At 54.2% G+C, this 19,395-nt stretch carries 15 protein-coding genes; 9 read left to right on the top strand and 6 right to left on the bottom strand.

Annotated elements, in window-relative coordinates; all coding sequences use genetic code 11:
* Positions 1 to 10 precede the first annotated feature (10 nt).
* Together BLR44_RS07145 and BLR44_RS07140 are read right to left on the bottom strand one after the other, a co-directional pair.
* Positions 11 to 1,489 carry a RagB/SusD family nutrient uptake outer membrane protein gene (locus BLR44_RS07145; RefSeq protein WP_089680671.1) on the bottom strand — a complete coding sequence of 493 codons (1,479 nt, stop codon included), beginning with the start codon at positions 1,487 to 1,489 and terminating at the stop codon, positions 11 to 13.
* A gap of 50 nt (positions 1,490 to 1,539) precedes the next feature.
* Entirely contained in the window at positions 1,540 to 4,677 is a 3,138-nt protein-coding gene (locus tag BLR44_RS07140; RefSeq protein ID WP_089680670.1) for a SusC/RagA family TonB-linked outer membrane protein, read from the bottom strand.
* A 542-nt stretch (positions 4,678 to 5,219) separates the two neighbouring features.
* Between BLR44_RS07140 and BLR44_RS07135 the strand changes: the two genes are divergently transcribed.
* Positions 5,220 to 5,615 carry an OsmC family protein gene (locus BLR44_RS07135; protein ID WP_410493068.1) on the top strand — a complete coding sequence of 132 codons (396 nt, stop codon included), beginning with the start codon at positions 5,220 to 5,222 and terminating at the stop codon, positions 5,613 to 5,615.
* Between the two features lie 72 nt (positions 5,616 to 5,687).
* Here the strand turns inward: BLR44_RS07135 and BLR44_RS07130 are convergent, their stop codons facing one another.
* A complete protein-coding gene (locus BLR44_RS07130) occupies positions 5,688 to 6,218 on the bottom strand; it encodes a hypothetical protein (protein WP_089680666.1) in 531 nt (176 codons plus the stop codon).
* 55 nt (positions 6,219 to 6,273) lie between these two features.
* Between BLR44_RS07130 and BLR44_RS07125 the strand changes: the two genes are divergently transcribed.
* The 5 genes from BLR44_RS07125 (at position 6,274) to BLR44_RS07105 (ending at position 11,987) form a co-directional block, all read left to right on the top strand.
* Positions 6,274 to 7,272 carry an acyl transferase gene (locus BLR44_RS07125; protein ID WP_143017168.1) on the top strand — a complete coding sequence of 333 codons (999 nt, stop codon included), beginning with the start codon at positions 6,274 to 6,276 and terminating at the stop codon, positions 7,270 to 7,272.
* Positions 7,273 to 7,830: 558 nt separating this feature from the next.
* A complete protein-coding gene (locus BLR44_RS07120) occupies positions 7,831 to 8,601 on the top strand; it encodes an energy transducer TonB (RefSeq protein WP_089680664.1) in 771 nt (256 codons plus the stop codon).
* A 98-nt stretch (positions 8,602 to 8,699) separates the two neighbouring features.
* Positions 8,700 to 9,200 (top strand): cupin domain-containing protein, encoded by a 501-nt coding sequence (locus tag BLR44_RS07115; RefSeq protein ID WP_089680662.1) that lies wholly within the window; start codon positions 8,700 to 8,702, stop codon positions 9,198 to 9,200.
* A 49-nt stretch (positions 9,201 to 9,249) separates the two neighbouring features.
* Positions 9,250 to 11,403: a DNA helicase RecQ gene (recQ, locus tag BLR44_RS07110; protein WP_089680801.1), complete on the top strand. Its 2,154-nt coding sequence runs from the start codon at positions 9,250 to 9,252 to the stop codon at positions 11,401 to 11,403.
* A gap of 194 nt (positions 11,404 to 11,597) precedes the next feature.
* Positions 11,598 to 11,987 (top strand): DUF1801 domain-containing protein, encoded by a 390-nt coding sequence (locus tag BLR44_RS07105; protein ID WP_089680660.1) that lies wholly within the window; start codon positions 11,598 to 11,600, stop codon positions 11,985 to 11,987.
* On the opposite strand, the gene BLR44_RS07100 is transcribed toward BLR44_RS07105, so the two are convergent.
* The gene (locus BLR44_RS07100; protein ID WP_143017167.1) at positions 11,979 to 12,869 is read right to left on the bottom strand and encodes a hypothetical protein; all 891 of its coding nucleotides are present in this window, start codon (positions 12,867 to 12,869) and stop codon (positions 11,979 to 11,981) included. The genes BLR44_RS07105 and BLR44_RS07100 overlap by 9 nt on opposite strands.
* 130 nt (positions 12,870 to 12,999) lie before the next feature.
* On the bottom strand, positions 13,000 to 15,612 hold the full coding sequence (gene alaS / locus BLR44_RS07095; protein ID WP_089680656.1) for an alanine--tRNA ligase: 2,613 nt from the start codon (positions 15,610 to 15,612) through the stop codon (positions 13,000 to 13,002).
* 329 nt (positions 15,613 to 15,941) lie between these two features.
* On the opposite strand from alaS, the gene BLR44_RS07090 reads away from it, so the two are divergent.
* The 3 genes from BLR44_RS07090 to dprA all read left to right on the top strand — a co-directional run bounded on the left by BLR44_RS07090 (position 15,942) and on the right by dprA (position 18,499).
* Complete coding sequence (locus BLR44_RS07090) at positions 15,942 to 16,910, top strand: M23 family metallopeptidase (protein ID WP_089680654.1); 969 nt, start codon at positions 15,942 to 15,944, stop codon at positions 16,908 to 16,910.
* Positions 16,911 to 17,048: 138 nt separating this feature from the next.
* A complete protein-coding gene (locus BLR44_RS07085; protein ID WP_089680652.1) occupies positions 17,049 to 17,381 on the top strand; it encodes a MerR family transcriptional regulator in 333 nt (110 codons plus the stop codon).
* On the top strand, positions 17,378 to 18,499 hold the full coding sequence (gene dprA / locus BLR44_RS07080) for a DNA-processing protein DprA (protein ID WP_089680650.1): 1,122 nt from the start codon (positions 17,378 to 17,380) through the stop codon (positions 18,497 to 18,499). The genes BLR44_RS07085 and dprA overlap by 4 nt, the downstream gene beginning before the upstream one ends.
* A 4-nt stretch (positions 18,500 to 18,503) precedes the next feature.
* Here dprA and BLR44_RS07075 read toward each other — a convergent pair whose 3' ends face one another.
* Positions 18,504 to 18,890: a DUF1987 domain-containing protein gene (locus BLR44_RS07075; protein ID WP_089680648.1), complete on the bottom strand. Its 387-nt coding sequence runs from the start codon at positions 18,888 to 18,890 to the stop codon at positions 18,504 to 18,506.
* Positions 18,891 to 19,395 lie beyond the last annotated feature (505 nt).

The following is a 19,395-nucleotide window of genomic DNA, read 5'->3' as shown; positions in this document are numbered from 1 at the left end:
GCAAAGAAAATTAGTAGCCCGGATTCTGCTTCAGCTTCGGGTTCAGGTTAATCTGACTTTGAGGAATAGGATACAGTTCGCGAGCTTCCGTCGAAGCGGGTTTGAACTCCCATGCGTCGGTGAACCGTCCGAAGCGGATCAGGTCCTGACGACGGTGGTATTCCCACGCAAACTCACGACCACGCTCCGCCAGAATGTCGTCGGCGGTCAGCGTAGAGAATCCTTCCACACCACGGCGTTCGCGCACGTAGTTGATGTCTTCCATGGCACCTGCCATATCGCCTAACCGGAATTTAGCTTCACCCCGCATCATGTACACATCGGCCAAGCGGAAAATGACAAAGTCGTTGCTTTGGTCTGTCCCCGGAGGATTGGCCTGGATCTGGTACTTCACACTGCGTGCGCCTGCAATACGAGCCGTTGGGCCGGCCGACATGGTAAAGTCGGGAATAGTGACGGTAAAGGCCAGTGGTACTCCTTCGTCATAAATGGAGTCGCCGGTGGCAGTATACTGCTGTCCTACTAACCACATTTGCTTCCGTGTATCTCCTTCTTCGAAAGAATTGTAGAACTCGGCCAAAGTGCAGTAGCCATTCCAAGGAGCCTGTGGCAAGTTGTAGGTCAACTGGCTCTGGTAGTGTAGCGTACGCATCTGGATGTTCATTCCGCCCCGTGCTGAAGCATCCATAGGAGCTGCCAGAATGATTTCCGGCGAATCCTGGTTGCGTACAGCAAAGTTGGAAAAGAAGTCTCCTGACAGACCATAGGCATTGGAATTGATGATGCTGTCACATTGCGCTTTGGCTTTTTCCCACTGGGCCGTTCCCGTATAGACTTCCGCATTTAAGTAAAGCTTCGCCAGAATCATGTGCGCCACATACTTGTTGGTACGGCCGTAGGAAGCAACGACGTCGGTAGGGAGGTTCGGCAACACGGTCAGCAACTCCTGCTCTATGAAGTTATAGACTTCAGCCCGCGAGCTTTGCTCAGGAGTATCCGAACTCTGCCCATCAGCAATGATGACGTTCCCGAAGTTATCCATCGCCACGTAGTGATAAAAAGCACGGAGCGCCCTTAGCTGTGCTTTGGTGAGTTCGCTCGTAATCAACTCATTATCCAATTGCTGATTGATGGAAGTGATGTTGTTATAGCAGAACGTCCACAACCCATTAAACAGGTTATCGTCCAGTTGTGCATTCCAGTCATGCTGCTGCACACGCTTCCATTGGTCACCGTCTTTCCAGTCTCCACCGCGCGTAGGAATGACCTGTTCGTCTGTAGCGGTGTTGAGGGCCGCATAATGGCCGAAGTAGTCCGCTAAACTCCCGAAAAGAGGTCCGACCAACGCATCGAGTTGCTCCTGGTTTTTTCCAAACTCCCCCTGAGGAATCTGGTCATATACTTCTTCCTCCAAGTTGGTACATGCATGAAAGGCGACAAAGCCCAGTGCACAACCCGCTAGAGAAAATAGTTTAATGTATCTGTTCATGTTATTGAATCTATAGGTCGTTAAAAGCTACCAAGATGGCTCCTGGCTGTCTAGAATGTGAGGTTAAGGCCCAACTGGAAACTGCGCGTTTTTGGGTAGATGTTTCGGTCGTCGATCCCGATGCTATTCGGACGCTGGCTGGTGGTATTTTCCAGATCACCCCGCACCTGAAGTTCAGGGTCGATTCCGGTGTATTTCGTGATGATGAACAGGTTGTTACCACCTACATACACGCGGGCGTTGGTAAACGTCTTCCCTTCGGTAATCGGCACATTATACCCAAGTTGCCAGTTGTCCAGGCGAACAAAAGCTCCATTTTCCAGCCACAAATCCGATAACTGGTTGATGCTGTAGTTGGTCGGATAATCGGTCACTTCGCGCAACATATTAGACTGCAAAATACTGCCCGGAATAGTCAGGTTCGAGCGAAGGTTGTTCAGGATTTTATTGCCGAATACGCCCCGCAACTGGAACGTCAGATCGAAGTTTTTGTATTGCAGGGTATTAATCCAGGAGGCTGTGTACGTAGGAATAGCCTTGCCCGCTTCGTACAACTTCGCTTTAGTGCGGTCGGTCACCGGTGCGGCACCCGCTTCTTCAGCTTCCAGCAATACTTCTCCCGCTTCATTAAACCCTACAAAGTGAGGGATGTAAAACTCGCCGAACGGATGGCCTTCCCGCAGCTGGGAAGCATATACTTCTGAAAGCCCACGCCCTCCGAAAGCGTTGTAACGAATTACCCCCACATCAAAATCGCCACCTTTCAAAGAAACGATTTCGTTTTGTAGCGCTGTGCCCACTACCCGGGTATTCCAGGTAAAGTTTGTTCCTTTGATGGCATCGCCTCCCAAAGAAAGTTCGATCCCGCGGTTGCGCATCTTCCCAACGTTGGCCAGGATCGAGTTCACAAAGTATTTGGTGCCATCAGCAGGTACGTTGTAGTTAAACAGCATGTCTTTCGTCAACTTGCTGTACACTTCGACCGTACCAGTCAACCCCCGGAACAACGTAAAGTCTACCCCTACGTTGGTTTGCTCCAGAATTTCCCACTTCAAATTCGGGTTGGTATTCTGTATCACACCGTAGCCCGGTACAAAAGCACCCAGGTTACCGTCGTAATACGTACCGCTAGGACCATACAAGAGCAGGGACTGATATGCCCGAATTCCTTCCGAGTTACCGGTTTGGCCCCAGCCTACGCGTAGTTTCAGGAAGTTAAGCCAGGAGCTGTTTTGCAGGAAACTTTCGTTTGAAAGCACCCATCCTCCTGCCAGTGACGGAAATAGCCCCCACTTTTCGTTCGCACCAAACTTCGAGCTTCCATCGCGACGCAAGGTAGCCGTAACGTTGAAGCGGTCTAACAAGCTGAGGTTGGCCCGACCGAAGAACGAAATCAACTTAAAGTCATTTTTGTACGAGTCAGTATAGTCGCCACGGCCGCTGTAGTAAGAGCCCCGCCCCTGCCCTAAGTTGTTGTATCCGAAAATGCTATACAGGCCTTCGATGTAACCAAAGTTGCCTGCCTGAAAGCCGTCGTTCACGTTATTCTGGTAAGAATACCCTGCTAATAAGTTGAGGCTGTTGCTGGCCCCGAAGGCTTTCTGGTATTGCGCCGTGACTTCCAACAGGTAGTTATTTACCTGCTCCAATCGACGCGATGCCGCAAAGTCCGACTGATTGGGGGTGTTGTCGCCGCCGGATTTGCCCAAGTATGCTTTGATATCCTGGTCGTATGCTTCGCTCCGGACACGGCTTTCGTTGCGATAGGCTCCGTTTACGCCGACCGAGAGTCCGTTAAAGATCTCATAATTAAGATTCACACCGCCAATCAAGACCCGAAATACCTCGTCGCGCAGGTAGTTTTCCTGCATTGCTACGGGGTTAAACAGGTCAAAGTCGCCCGCTATCTCATAATAGGGATTAGTGGTTTCGCTAGTGGCCAGAGGATTTAAGATAGGAAGCGTAGGTAGGTACAGGATGGCGCGACCGATTACGTCGTTGTTGACCAGCTTGGAGTTGCTGTTCGAAACGGAAAGGTTGTATTGCACGCGCAACTTGTCTTTCAAAGCACGCTGATCGAGGTTGATACGCCCCGTCAGGCGGTCAAAGCCTGTGTTTTTAATAATCCCACCCCGGTTGATGTAGTTCAGTGAGCCGCGGTAGCTGAAGTTTTCGTTACCCCCCATCACCGCCAAATCATGGTTGTTGGTGTAAGCGGTACGCGTAATCTGATCGATCCAGTCGGTGCTGTATCCGTTACCGCTGGCATCAAGCGGAAATTTACGAAGATCGGCAAACGCATCAGCGGCCTCATCCGGTGGCAGAATACGACTTACCTGATCACGGTAGCTTCCGGCGTCCAGCAGGTCGAGGCGTCTGGAAATGGTCTCGACGGCGACATAGTTGTCGAAAGAAACTGAAGCGGTTCCCTCTTTTCCCCGTTTGGTAGTCACGATGATAACGCCATTGGCGGCGCGAGAACCATAAATGGCCGCAGCCGAGGCATCTTTCAAGACATCAATGCTGGCGATGTCTGAAGGCGAAACGCTATTGATCGGCACGCCAATGATACCATCTACGACATAAAGCGGATCGCTGCCGCCGCCCAGCGACGTATAGCCGCGCAACCGTACGGTGGGTTGCGTAGTTGGGTCGCCACTTGGTTGCGTGATATTCAGGCCCGCTACTTTTCCTTGGATGGATTGCAGCGGATTGGTGTTGATCCCCCCATTAAAATCTTTGGAGGAAACCTGCTCGACTGCACCGGTCACGTCTTGTTTCTTTTGGGTGCCGTACCCGACGACCACGATTTCGCTGAGCTGCTTCACGTCGGCGGCCATGTTGACGTCGAGGGTGGCCCGGCCGTTCAGGGGGACTTCCTGCGTGGTGTACCCGATGAAGCTAAACACCAGGGTTACATTGCCGGAAGGGACGCTGAGGGAATAGTTTCCCTGGGCATCGGAGACGGTTCCGGTGGAGGTGCCTTTGATGGAAATGTTGACGCCGGGAATGCCGAATCCGTCTTCGGTCACCTGACCCGTGACGGTCATCTGCTGGGCCCAGCCGGCCGGGCTCCAACCGATAAGACCGATCAATAGCATTGCGCTGAACGCAACGTAACGCCACCATGCCCCGCTCGCATCCTGGGGTCGGTAGACGTCTGGTGGTAAAGTAAGTGTTGAATGCATAAATAGAAATGGATAGGTAGAACTCTATGTATTAATTAGTGATTGTAGGTCTGAATACAATGCATTCCCTGTAGGTTGTCAGGTTTGCTTCAAAGGGGGCGTTGGCAACCCGCGCACCACAACTGATCAAACCTTTGCGCAAAACTATAATTTTTTTTTATGTCAAGGGTTCTTACTGCGTAGCTCTTTGAAAAAAGTAGTTGCACAGGTTCTGTTTTATGTTGTTTACTCAGCCAGACGACAGCGTTTTTCTTTGCGGTCAGAAGCGCCATGCCGCGCCTATGGAGTAGACGAGCATCTGCCGGTTTACCCTTAGTCGCTTCTTAAAAAACTGGTACTCGCCTCAGGTACGAGCAAACATAAGGGGCATTTCTTCACGCCTCGTTCAACTTTGTTTCGAAAGCATTCAAATTTGTTACATCACCCTCCTAAGCCCTAAAAACCAGCGGGGTAGCTGCTCCCTTCCATGCGCCTGCCCCTGGGTTTTGCCACAAATGCGATAACTTTCGGAGTACGTTTAAGTTTTTACCTCTATGCCTAAAATGTCTTCTACTTATGCGGGGCAGCTTCGCACCCAGGCCCAGCACGACCCGTCAGGGAATCAACTTGTTACGGACGCTCCTCTTGACAACAACGGTCGCGGAGAGGCGTTTTCGCCGACCGACCTGGTGGCCACGGCCCTGGGGAGTTGCATGATGACGATGATGGGCATCGTGGCCCAGCGGGAAAATATCGACCTGGCGGGCACCACCTGGCGCACGGTAAAACAGATGGCAGCCAGCCCCCGGCGCATTCAACAGATCGACCTGGAATTTAACTTTCCGCCCCTTGCTCTTTCGGACGAACAGCGGCAAAAGTTAGAGCGCACGGCGCGTACCTGTCCGGTAGCGCTCTCGCTGCACCCCGATGTGGTCCAGCAAGTGACGTTCCACTGGTAACGTCTGGACGCAAAAAGCCCCTGCCTGTTTCGCACACGCAGGGGCTTTTTACTTTTATAGACGGCCGATTTTCTACTCGTCCTCGGGGATAACGTAACCGTTTTCCGGTCCCCGCACGGTGTTGCTCAGGTGCAACTCACGGTCTCGAATGGTGATCTCCGCCTGAATGGTATCCCCAGGGTCCAACGGAAAGAAGCTGGTCTTGTATTTATACCTGATGATTCCCTCAAGTGGGGTGTTCTCGCCGCTTTCGTTGATGCGCGGGAACCGACCGTGCAGAGGAAACGCGAACGGAACCGCTTCGTATTCGCCACCCCGCTTCACGAACAGGTCCACGTAGATATTATAATAGTAAGGATTGATCGTGCTGTCCGGATTGTACCGGTTGTAGGGCGGGCCCGTTTCGGTATCAGAAATCCCCAAATCGCCATTTCCGTCTTTAAACGAAACCACAAACGACAGTGTGTCGTCCGCATTCGGGCCGCTGTATTTAATGTACAGGTCTTTGAAGGCAATTTCGGGCGTATCGGGAAAATCCGGCTTGGGATAACAGCCGGCCAGAGCTAAAATCAGGGCAACGATCAGGAGGTCAGTATTCTTCATGCGAGTGGGCGCTTGCTCGTCTATACAACGTTAAAGAAAGTACTTTTGTGCTTTCATGGAGTCAACAAATTTCATTAAAAATTTCAAAAGGGCATTACCGCACCTCACGCCCAACGCCTTCGAGGAGGCTGCGCTGGCGCTTTTTCGCTTCCAGGCTACCCACAACGAGGTGTACCGCCGCTACCTCGGTCACCTGCGCTGCCATTCCGATCAGGTAGTACACCTGCACCAGATTCCGTTTTTGCCCATCGAATTTTTCAAGCACCACCGCGTGGTCAGCACCTCTGTGCCGCCGGAAGTGGTGTTTGAGAGCAGCGGAACCACGGGTCAGATCCGCAGCCGCCATTTTGTGGCCGACACCGCCTTTTACCGTACCGTGGCCGAAACCATTTTCCAGCGTTTTTACGGGCCGCTCGACCAGTACGTAGTTCTGGCGCTGTTGCCCTCGTACCTGGAGCGGCAAAACGCCTCGCTGGTTTGGATGGTCGACCACTTCATTCGCCAGACGGGCCACCCCGACTCCGGGTTCTATCTGCATCAGACCGAGGAACTTATCCGCACGCTTCGCCGCCTACAAGGGGGTCATCGCCGGGTGCTGCTGATTGGCGTGACGTTCGCGCTGCTTGATCTGGCCGACGAATACGAAACCGACCTTTCGGACGTTCTGGTGATGGAGACCGGTGGGATGAAAGGGCGCCGCCGGGAACTGCTCCGCGAAGAGGTCCATGCCCGCCTGTGTGAACGCTTTCGGCTGCCTTCGGTTCACTCGGAGTACGGGATGACGGAATTATTGTCGCAGGCCTACGCACGGCAGGACGGCCTCTACGAAACGCCCGCCTGGATGCGCGTGTTGCTGCGCGACGAACGCGATCCGTTCGACCTCTCGCCGAATCGCCGTACCGGCGGCATCAACATCATTGACCTGGCCAATGTCGACAGTTGTGCGTTTATTGAATCGGCCGATATTGGTACTTACGTACATAAAAATTCTTTCCGCGTGCTGGGCCGGATGGACCAAAGCGATTTACGCGGCTGTAGCCTGATGACGATTTGACATTTCGTACGATAAAGGGGTGTAAGTTCTTGGATTTTTTCAGGGCGCAACGAAACGAAAATGGTGAGCAGGTCGATTTTCCACCGACCTACGACACCTTTCAGAAAGCTTTCGCCCTGAGTTTCAGAAGCAAAAAACATTATTTGATTTATATTTGAAGAACAAAAAATCAGAATACTATGAAAGGTAAACTTCTAATGCTGGCCGTCTTTGTGGTAGGATTGAGCTCTTGCGGCGTGAGAACCTGCGCGACGTACTCGAAAAACACAAAGAAAGAGGTGAAAGAAGTGAAGGTCGATCGGGAGCGGGTGTAGGTTCATTTCTTGCTTCAATTGCTGGCTTTCTCTTCGTCAAAACACTAGCCTTCGGGCAATCCTCATAAAACCGTATGGTCGTTCCTGACCGTACGGTTTTTTTTATGCCCTTGCTTCCCTCCCGCTTCGTCGGTACTTGCCACTTGCCCCACTCAACCTGCGCCGCTCAGAATCGTATATAGGTGGAAAACGTCATGCACAAAAGCGTTTTGCCCGTGCATTTTATCACGAGAAGACTATAACCATGAACTATCCACATATCATAAAAGTAGTAAGCGCCGGAATGGTGACCACGCTGATGTTGGCCGCCTGCGAAAGCAATCCTCGAAACGCCAGCGAATCGACCGTCGATTCGACCATGGCGGCAGAGTCGACCTTGCCGGAAGATACCACCCTGGCCATGCCCGCCACTCAGGAAGACTTCGACCGCGAAATGGCAGTGGTTCGGGATCGGTATCCACAGGCGCATTACTGGACCAATCAGGACTCGACCGTGGATAAGGCGACGTACCCGGACGATTATTATACGTTTGAAGTCGAGGGCATCGAAGACGAAAACGAGCGCAGCCGCGTACGGGAAATGATTTCCGGATGGCGAGAGGAGCGGGCCGCCCGCCGCAACGCGGTAGTCGCCGAGGTAGACGAGAAAGCTGCCCCCACAGGAGGCTACGACGAATTCTACACATTGGTCAAACAGAACCTGACTTACCCTGAAGAGGCCCGGGACGAGGGCGTAGAAGGCACCGTATTCGTCGAGTTCGACGTCGATACCCAAGGCAAGATCAACAACGTAGCAGTGGCAGAGAGTAACTTCAACAAGACCGGTTACCAGGCCAACGCACCCCTGGCCGGTGGATCGATGTATCCTGACGAGGAGGTGGTCAAGCTCTTGCAAGACGAAGCCACCAAAGCAGTTTTGTCTACGTCGGGACAATGGACCCCCGCCCAGAAAGACGATCAAGCCGTGGCTTCGCGCCTGGAAGTGCCCATTACCTTCGACCTGAATCCCTATTAAGCTGCGCATCCAGCGGACCAGACATTGCGAGCCCACCCTACGGTGGGCTTTTTTGTGTTCGCCCGCCGGTTCCGGGATTTTCAGGGTAACTTCACCGAATGGAATCCTGGATCGAACAACTGGGCCTGCAAGCCCATCCGGAAGGCGGCTGGTATCGTGAACTGTACCGCGCCGATGAGTCGGTCGCGGCCGATGCCCTGCCCGCCCGCTACGGCGCCCGCCGTACGTTCGGCACGGCCATCTATTACCTGCTGGACAACCGGACGTTTTCAGCCTTTCACCGCATCCTCTCCGACGAAATCTGGCACTTCTACGCCGGCGATCCCCTGACGCTCTACGTCATCAGCCCGGCGGGCGATATTCGCACGGAAAAACTGGGACCCAAGCCTATGGCAGGCGAGCAGTTTCAGCTTGTCATCCCGCACGGCCACTGGTTTGCCGCTCGCGTGGAGCCGCCGGGGCGCTATGCGCTGCTGGGTTGTACGGTATCGCCCGGATTCGATTTTGCTGATTTTGAACTTGCTGAGCGCGCTGCCTTGTTGGAGCAGTACCCGCAGCATACGAACCTGATTCGTGCGCTGACCCGGGAAACCGCCTGAACCCGTAACGCTTAATTATCTGTTGCCGCTTTACCTGACCGATTACCCTATGCCTACGCCCGAAAGCGTTCTTTCTCAATACTTTGGTTACACCTCGTTTCGTCCGCTCCAGAAAGAAATTATTTCGGCCTTGCTTGCCAAAAAGGACGTGACGGTGCTGATGCCCACGGGCGGCGGGAAGTCCATTTGTTACCAGGTTCCGGCCCTGGTGCAACCCGGCTTTGCCGTGGTCATTTCTCCCCTCATTGCGCTCATGCGCGATCAGGTCGAAGGCTTGAAGGGCAACGGCATTGCGGCAGCGTTTCTGAACTCTTCGCAGAGTTACGGGCAGCAGCGCGATGTGGAAGAGCGCGTGGTCAAAGGCGAACTGAAGCTGCTGTACGTCTCGCCCGAAAAGCTGCTCTCGCCGGGGTTCATGGCGTTTCTTCAGCGGCATCCGATCAGCCTGTTTGCCGTCGACGAAGCACACTGCATCTCCAGTTGGGGACACGATTTCCGGCCGGAGTACCAGCAGCTTTCCGCGCTGAAAGCTAACTTCCCGGAGACGCCGGTCATTGCGCTGACCGCCACCGCCGACCTGCTGACGCGCAAAGACATTGTGGAGGGACTTCGGTTGCAGGAACCGGAACAATTTGTGGCCTCTTTCAACCGCGAAAACCTGAGCCTGACCGTATTGCCGGGACGCAACCGCTACGGCATGATCAAGAACTTCCTGAAGTCGCGGCCCAACCAATCGGGCATTATCTACTGCATCAGCCGCAAATCGACCGAGCAGCTGGCTGCGAAACTGGTAGGCGACGGATTCCGCGCCAATTTCTACCACGCCAGCCTGTCGGACAAGATGCGTTCGGAAGTACAGGATGCGTTTTTGCGGGACGACATTCAGATCATCTGCGCCACCATTGCCTTCGGCATGGGCATCGACAAATCGAACGTGCGGTTCGTGATTCACTACAACCTGCCCCAAAACGTAGAAAGTTATTATCAGGAAATCGGCCGGGCGGGGCGCGACGGCCTGCCGTCCGAAACCTTACTGTTCTATAGCTTTTCGGACGTGATGACCTGGCGCGACGTGTTCGGGAAAAACGCAGCCAACAACCACTACCTGGACCTGCGGCTGGTCAAGCTGGACCGGATGCAGCAATTTGCCGAAGCGAACGTCTGTCGGCGGCGTATCCTGCTCAACTATTTCAGTGAAACCCTGCCCGACGATTGCAACAACTGCGACGTCTGTCAGAATCCGCGCGAACCGTTCGACGGCACGGTACTGGCTCAGAAAGTACTTTCGGCGGTGGTCCGCACCAATCAGGAAGCCACGATGACGGCACTGGTCGACATTCTGCTCGGCCGCCGTTCGGCTGTGGTGCGGCAACACGGGTGGGACCAGATCAAAACCTTCGGGGCAGGACGCGACCTTTCGTGGAACGACTGGCGCGAGTACGTACAACAGGTCATCCACATGGGGCTAGTCGACATCGCCTACGATCAGAATTATGCCCTGAAACTGTTACCGGCCGGCGAAGACGTACTGTTCGGGCGCCGGGATCTGGACCTGTACCGCCCGATGTCGAAAGAGGCGGTCAAAGAAGCGACCCGCGTCAAGACCAAAACCGAAGTGCTGCGCGACGACCTGTTCGAGCGGCTGCGGCGCGTGCGAAAGCAACTGGCCGATCAGCGGGGCATTCCCCCCTACCAGGTGTTCAGCGACAATACGCTTTCGGACATGGCGCAGAAACGCCCGACCAACCGCGTCGAGATGATGGGCGTCAGTGGCGTAGCCGCCAAAAAGTACGAGTCGTACGGCGAAGTGTTTATCAACGAGATTCTGGCGTTCCTGCAACAGGAAGGACACAAGGGCACCAACATCAAGCATGCCTCCCAGTTCGCAACGCTGGAAGCGTACAACCGGGGGATGAAGCCGGAGCAGATCGCCCGCGAGCGCAACCTCAACCCGACCACGATCTACTCGCACCTGGCGTGGCTCTACACCCACGACCACGGCGTAGACCTGCGGCGCTTCCTGACGAGCACCGAGTTTACCGAGATCACCCGCGCCTGCTTCGACGTAGGCACCGACAAGGGCATGAAGCCGATCCACGAGCACCTCCAGGAACGATTCGACTACGCCAAAATTCGGCTGGCGATGGCCATCTTCGACAAAGAGCGGAAACGCAAAACGCTACAAGCCCTGAAGGAAGAATAACGCATGGAGGCGGGGTTCACGCAAGGTATGCGGGCAGAGCAGCCGCTAGATGCCGACCATCTGCCCTACGACAGAACCGCCTATCCCTTCAAAGTCGACAAAGCTGCCAGAAAGTGCTAACCTCGAAGCGTCAACGATCGGCACCGGCTGTAAAGCCGATTTTCCAGCTCGCTCTTTCACCAAACTTTGTTGCCATGCGTACCATCGAAACTTATGGTCAGTTTCACGAAATCCTTATTGATGCGACTCCCCCCGTGCAGGACCTCGCGTTTGAGTTGCGCACACTGATCCAGGAGGTCTATCCCGACGTTGTAGAAGTCCCCTGGCCCCGCCAGCGCATCACCGGCTTCGGCATCGGCCCAAAAAAAATGTCGGAACATTTCTGTTACATCGCCGTGCATCGGCATCACATCAACCTGGGCTTCAACCACGGCGGCTGTCTGGACGACCCCACAGGCCTGTTGGGCGGCGAGGGAAAGAAATTCCGGCACATCAAGCTTGCGACGCCTGACGACATCGACCACGGAGCGCTGCGCCAACTGTTGGAAATCGCGTTGTACGAACGCCGGGCCGCGCTATCGTGAAGCAACCGTATAAGGCACCGGCGCAGGGCTTTCCAGTTGCACGTAGTTCCGCAGCGACGGGGCCAGCCAACCGACGAGCAGGTGATACAACGCGAACAGCTCGAGCGAAAAAGGCAGATACCCCAGGTAACCTAGCAAAGGCATCTCGAACACAGGCCAGAAATCCACGAAGGGAATGGTGTATTTCCATTTAGGGTAACTATAGAAGTTCCACATTTCCCAGAAGAAGCCACAGATCAGGCCGCTGATCCAGAGCGCCCACACCGGCCGCCAGTTTCCTTTTCCGGTCTGGTGCAACAGGGATCGGTTGCCCAGCCATGCATTCAGAGGATCGAGGATGAAATACAGGGACATCCAGATCAACGCGGCACCGTATTTCGGCCAGACCAGGAGTGTTACCAACATCAGCCAGCCGCCAACGAAGAACAGTACCTGTGTGGAGCGTTTCTGCCCGACGCGAATCCCCCACCGGGGCAGTCGAACGGTGCCGACGAACTCGGCCGTGCCGAAGATGGCCGGCACCACCGTGGAGAAGCACAACGACGCCAGTCCAAAATAGGCCAGATCGGAGAAGTGTTCGCGTCCGTCGTAATACCAGTAATGGGCACGTTCGTTGAGCAGTTCAAACAGCCACCACGACGGCAGCGACACCAGAAACAAGCCGACGTAGGCCCGAGGATGGCGGGTCAGCAGCGAATCGCCTTGCCGCCAGACCGTCAGGGCATCGATGGTCAGGCAGTAGCCGAGCCACAACGGGAAAAAGGCCCACTGCGTCCGCAATCCTTCCAGCGCCCAGCTGCAGTACCAGAAAATCCCCATCAGCGCTCCTCCCAGCCATCCGTACCAGGGCCACGGTTTCCGAACGTTTTGTTGTGCTACCATCGACATAGTACCAAGATTCTTTCTTCCTTCGCGTACGCAAGCACTTCCGATACGTTACTCCCCACGGCAACACCAAAAAAGCCGTCCTCTTCCGAGAACGGCTTTTGATTAAGCAATGAACTCAATTTCATTAAATCATCTCGGCGGCCCGCACCAGCACATGGTCGAGTCCACTGACGTCTTTGCCACCCGCCGTAGCGTAAAAGGGCTGACCGCCGCCGCCGCCTTTGATGTCTTTCGCGAGGTCGCGCACAATCTGACCAGCGTTGTAGCCTTTCTCCTTCACCAGTTCGTCGGAGATCATGACGGTAATCATGGGTTTCTCCTGCACTTCGGCAGCCAGCACCAAAAACAGGTTGTCGACCTGACTGCGCAACTCGAATGCGATCTGCTTGGCCGCATCGGCGTTGGGCAGGTGCACTTTCTCGGCAATAAAGGCCATGTCGTTGATCCGGCGCACTTTGCTCAGCAGATCCTGTTTTACTTGCTGCGCTTCCTGCAACTGCAACAACTCGATCTGCTTCTGGGCGGCATTGCGCTCGTCGATCAGGCCTTGCAAGGCTTTGGGTAGATCGCGCGGATTTTTCAACAGCGCTTTGATCTCTTCCAATTGCGCCAGCTGCTCGTTGATGTATTGCTCGGCACGGTCGGCGGTATACGCTTCGATGCGGCGCACGCCCGCTGCCACCGAACTCTCGGAGATGATCTTGAAGAAACCGATCTGCCCCGTAGACGGCACGTGGGTTCCACCGCACAGCTCGACAGAATACGCCGGATCGAAGGTAATGACGCGTACGTAGTCGCCATATTTTTCTCCGAACAGGGCCATCGCGCCCATGCCTTTGGCATCCTCGATGGGTACGTTGCGCCGCTCGTCGATCGGAATATTTTCGCGGATTTTCCGGTTCACGATCTGCTCAATCTGAGCCAGTTCTTCTTCTGTCACCTTGCTGAAATGCGAGAAATCAAACCGCAGGTAGTCTTTCGTTACCAACGATCCTTTCTGTTGCACGTGCGATCCGAGTACCTGGCGCAGCGCGGCGTGGAGCAGGTGCGTTGCCGAGTGGTTATTTTCCGTTAGTTTCCGTTGCGGCGTATCCACCACGGCATGCAGCTCGGCCGTGAGGTCCGAAGGCAACTGCTCGGTTTCGTGAATGATCAGGTCGTTTTCCCTGACGGTATTCAGGACGGGAATCTTCTCCTCGTTCGTTTCCAGATAACCGGTGTCGCCGACCTGCCCACCGCTTTCGGCGTAGAACGGCGTTTTGTCCAGCACCAATTGGTAACGCTTTTTGCCCTTGCTGTCTACCGCGCGGTATTTCACCAAGTGCGCGCGGCTTTCCAGATGGTCGTAGCCGATGAACTCACTCTCTTCGTCGGTGGTCAGCTCGACCCAGTCGCCCCGGTCTACGGCCGCTGCACTGCGCGAACGTTCCTTTTGCTTGCCCATTTCCTGTTGGAATCCGGCTTCGTCCACCCGCATGCCCCGCTCCCGTGCAATCAGTGCCGTCAGGTCGACCGGAAAACCGAACGTGTCGTACAGTTCGAATACGGTAGCCCCGTCGATCACCCCGCTGGTATTTTCGTTGGTTAGCGCGTCGAGGCGACGCAGTCCGGTCTCCAGCGTACGCAGAAACGCCGATTCCTCTTCCTGAATTACCCGTGCTACAAAGTCCTGTTGGGCTTTGAGTTCAGGGAACACATCCGCAAACTGATCGGCCAACAGAGGCACCAGGCGATAGAGAAAAGGCTCTTTGAATCCTAAGAAGGTGTAGGCGTAACGCACCGCCCGTCGCAAGATACGCCGGATGACGTACCCCGCCCGCTGGTTGGAAGGCAGTTGCCCATCGGCAATGCTGAACGAAATTGCGCGGATGTGGTCCGCCAACACGCGCATCGCGATGTCTTTCTTTGGATCGGCTCCGTAGGTGGTACCGGCTTCGCGGGCGATGAACTGAATCATGGGCTGGAACACGTCGGTATCGTAGTTCGACGTCTTGCCCTGAATCGCCATGCAAAGTCGCTCGAAGCCCATACCGGTATCCACGTGCTTTTCGGGGAGGGGCACCAGCGACCCGTCGGCCATCCGGTTGAATTGGATGAAAACGTTGTTCCAAATCTCCACGACCAGCGGGTTGTCGCGGTTGACCAACTCGCGTCCCGGCACCTTGGCGCGCTCTTCGTCGCTCCGCAGGTCGATGTGGATTTCCGAACACGGACCGCAGGGTCCCGTATCGCCCATTTCCCAGAAGTTGTCTTTCTTGTTTCCGTACAGAATGTGGTCGTCGGGCAACATCTCCCGCCAGAGGGCCAGCGCCTCTTCGTCGGCAGGTAAGCCATCGGCTGCATCTCCCTCGAACACAGAAGCATAGAGGCGGTCGGCCGGTAGCTTGTAGACTTCTGTCAACAACTCCCACGACCACTGCAGGGCCTCTTTCTTAAAGTAGTCGCCGAACGACCAGTTGCCCAGCATCTCGAACATGGTGTGGTGGTACGTATCGTGCCCTACTTCTTCCAGATCGTTGTGCTTGCCCGAGACGCGCAAACATTTCTGTGTGTCCGCAACCCTTTTATTACGAGCCGGTTTATTACCTAAAAAATAGTCTTTAAACTGGTTCATCCCCGCGTTGGTGAACATCAGCGTCGGATCGTTCTTCACGACCAGCGGTGCGGAGGGAACAATCTGGTGCCCCTTGCTTTTGAAAAATTCAAGGAAAGTCTGGCGTATCTCTTTGGCTTTCATGGACATAAGTGTGAAAATTCAGTTGATCGGCGGGAGCGCCCCAAAGGCGATAGGTTCCATTTATTATTCAAATCAGACAACACCGAACAGCCGATCTGTACAATTTTTTATAGCTTTTGATCAAATGGCCTTTCTTCTTCATAATGAAGGAGTTAGCCACTGAGGCAACGAAGTTTTTTGAACTTTACCGATTATACTACAAGTCAAAATAGCGAAGGGAAAATTTTCCTACCTTGCGAGAGTACAATACTAGTGCTGAAGACTTTAAGCATCCGTTTTCACTTCGTCGATCAACAAAATTAGGACAATCTCTGCACCTGGGTTAGCTCATGGCAAAAATTAAATACTACTACGACACCCACACCTGCAAGTACGAACAGGTACGCACTTCGACTTCAGACATCCTGATCAATGGATTAGCGTTTCTGATGCTGGCAGCGGTGACGGGTGGAGTAATCGCGTTTTTCTACGGAAAAATCTTTGGTTCGCCTACTGAGGCCGCGCTGCGCAAGGAGAACCAGGAACTGAAATTCTATTACGAAGTGCTGGACGAACGGATGCACCAGACAGAAGACATGCTGACTTCGTTGCAGAGCCGTGACGATAACATTTACCGCACGATCTTCGAAGCCGAACCCATTCCGGCATCGGTGCGCAGCGCAGGGGTCGGTGGTGCGGAACGCTACCGGGAGTTGATGGAAAAAGGCCTGAGCCGTGAAGATCTGATCATCAGCACGACGGCCCGGCTCGATCAGTTAAAGAAAGAGATGTACATCCAGACCAAGTCGTACGACGAGCTGGTTGAACTGATTAAGAACAAAAACGAAATGCTGGCGGCCATCCCGGCCATTCGCCCGTTGAAAGACAACATGCGTGTGGGCTCTGGCTTTGGCAAGCGCGTCGATCCGGTTTATAAAACGATCAAGATGCACAAGGGGCTGGACTTTGCGGCACCGACCGGCACTAAAATCTACGCGACGGGCGACGGGAAGATCATCAAAGCACGGCGCAACGGCGGCTACGGCGAGTGTGTCATTATCGACCACGGCTTCGGCTACCAGTCACTCTACGGACACATGAGCAAGATCGTAGCGAAAGAAGGCCAGCACATTAAACGTGGGGACGTGATCGGCTACATCGGCAGCACCGGCAAGTCTACAGGCCCGCACCTGCACTATGAGGTGATCAAAAACGGCACGCGCATTAACCCGATCAACTTCTTTTACAGTGACTTGTCGCCCAGCGAGTTTCAGGACATGCTGGAAGTGTCGTCCAATCAAAACCAATCGTTCGACTAAATCACTTACCACTATAGTAACTCATTCCAGGCAGGCTCCCGACATACGGAGCCTGTTTTGTTTTGTCGGTGTGCTCGTGCCGGGCTGACGTCAGCCAAGCGCAATTGTTACCTTTGTATTACCAATTTAGAGAAGCTTATGGACGAGATTGAAAAAAGGTACTACACGATCGGAGAGCTGGCGCAGATGCTGGGGGTGAATGCCTCACTGATTCGTTTCTGGGAAACTGAATTTCCGTCTATCCAACCCAAGAAAAACCGCAAGGGGAATCGGATTTATACTCAGAAAGATGTAGACCAAATTCAGCGCATCTATCACCTGGTGAAGGAACGCGGGTACAAACTCCAGGGTGCCCGGGATGAGTTGCGTAAGCAAAATCAGGTAGCTGCCGAACGTACCACCATGAAACGCCGCCTGGAAAAAGTCCGCTCGTTTCTACTGGAGATGAAAGAATCGCTGCCCGACGCATGAAAGACGCCGACGAGATTCTCTATCGGTTGGCGCTGTCGTTTGTGCCCAAAGTCGGTAGTGTGCTCACACGCCAGTTGATTGGGTACTGCGGCTCGGCCAAGGCGGTTTTTACCACGCCCCGGGGCAAACTGCTCAGGATTCCGGGTATCGGAAAATTCATTGCCGACAACATTCAGCAAGCGGATCTGCTCGTTAAGGCCGAACGCGAACTGGCGCTGGTCGAAAAACACGACGTGCAACTGCTTTGGTTTACGGACGAGGCCTACCCTTCGCGGCTCAAGCACCTGCCCGATAGCCCTCCCCTACTGTATTACCAGGGCACCGCCTCGCTCAACCACGCCCGCATCGTCGGCATTGTGGGCACGCGCCAGGCGACCGACTACGGACGAAGCGTTACCGAACAGATTGTCCGCGACCTGGTGCCGCACGAATGTCTGGTGGTCAGCGGTCTGGCTTACGGTATCGACATTACGGCCCATCGCGCCGCAGTGCAGCACCAGTTGCCTACCATTGGGGTAATGGCCAACGGACTCGACTTGGTCTACCCCGCGGCCCACAAGGCGACCGCCCAGCAGATGCGCACACACGGAGGTTTGCTGACCGAAAACCCGTTCGGCACCAAGCCCGACGCCCCTCAGTTTCCGGCACGCAACCGGATCATCGCCGGTTTATGCGACGCTCTGGTTGTGGTCGAGGCCGCCGCCAAGGGGGGAGCCCTCATCACCGCGGACATGGCGCATCAGTACGACCGCGAGGTGTTGGCTGTTCCGGGCAATCTGGGTAACCCCTATTCTGAAGGCTGCAACCGCCTGATCCGCCAGTTGAAGGCGGCTATTTATACGAACATCGAAGACCTGGAAAAGCTACTGAACTGGGATTTGGACGCGCCCGCTCGCGCCACCACGACGCAACTGCACCTGGACGAGTCGTTGTTCTCGGCAGAGGAGTTGAGTGTTTTGCAGGTGCTTCGGCAACAGGGGGCTCAGCAGATCGACGAGTTGGGGTTTGCTACACAATTAGCGGCGGGGCGCCTGGCTTCTTTACTTCTGAATCTGGAGTTTCAGGGAATGATCAAAGCGCTGCCGGGAAAAAAGTATTGCCTGACGCATAAAAAATGAGCTGTCAGCGATCTTCTTCGCTCACAACCATGTGGATCGGAAGCCGCAAAATGGCTTTAAAATCTTCGCCAATCTGCTCCATGTCTTCGTCTTCCTCGTCGTAGAACCAACGCACTTCTACGGGGCTCCCTTTCAGGTGGAGGCTTTCCAGCTTCTTCATCAATTCCAGAATATACTCGGCTGAGCTGGAGTTGAAATACGTCAGCTTAAAGATGAGCTCTGTACGGGCAGCGGGTTGCGCAACATAGTCTTCTACCCACTCAATCAACGGTCTGTAGAGGTTATAGGAATTCTCAGGAATCGATTTTCCTGAAATTTCAAGTTTTCCCGTCACAGGATCAAAGTGCACACGGGGAGATTTGACCGTCGGTTGCAGTATCAATTCTTGCATACCTATTTTTTCGTTCCTGACACGAAGCAAAGAGCCCTACGCCCAGGCTTCAGGTTATTGTCCGGCCTACCTGCCGAATTTTCGCGGAAATATAGCTGAATTATATGTAACAATGAACCTTCGTACTCGGGATGCATTCTGCCGAGGGCAGAGAGAAAATTTATTTGTTGCTCGAAAAATAAAATCTATTTACGGATGAACACCCTGTGATCCAACTGTATGCCGACAGAAATACAGTTTAGTGCTTCCCCACCACAGGAATAATGCCCTACAAGCTCACCAACTCTGAAATACGTTCTTTTCATTTTTCTTCCCCGCACGAAAGAATCAGCCTTACATTTCGTTGGGGGCAAAAACAACGCGTTACGGGCTTCTCACTCCCGGATCGTCTTCGATCAGGCAAATCTCCACAGCGATTGCTTTCCCTCGGCCTAAACTTTCCCTAAGGGAGATGAGTCCCAAGTTGCTACGAATGCAGTACGTCCCGCGCCATCGTGTTACGGTG

This window comes from Catalinimonas alkaloidigena, assembly GCF_900100765.1.
In the GTDB taxonomy this organism is placed as follows: Bacteria; Bacteroidota; Bacteroidia; order Cytophagales; family Flexibacteraceae; genus Mooreia; species Mooreia alkaloidigena.
This window is presented reverse-complemented; position numbering and strand designations above follow the sequence as displayed.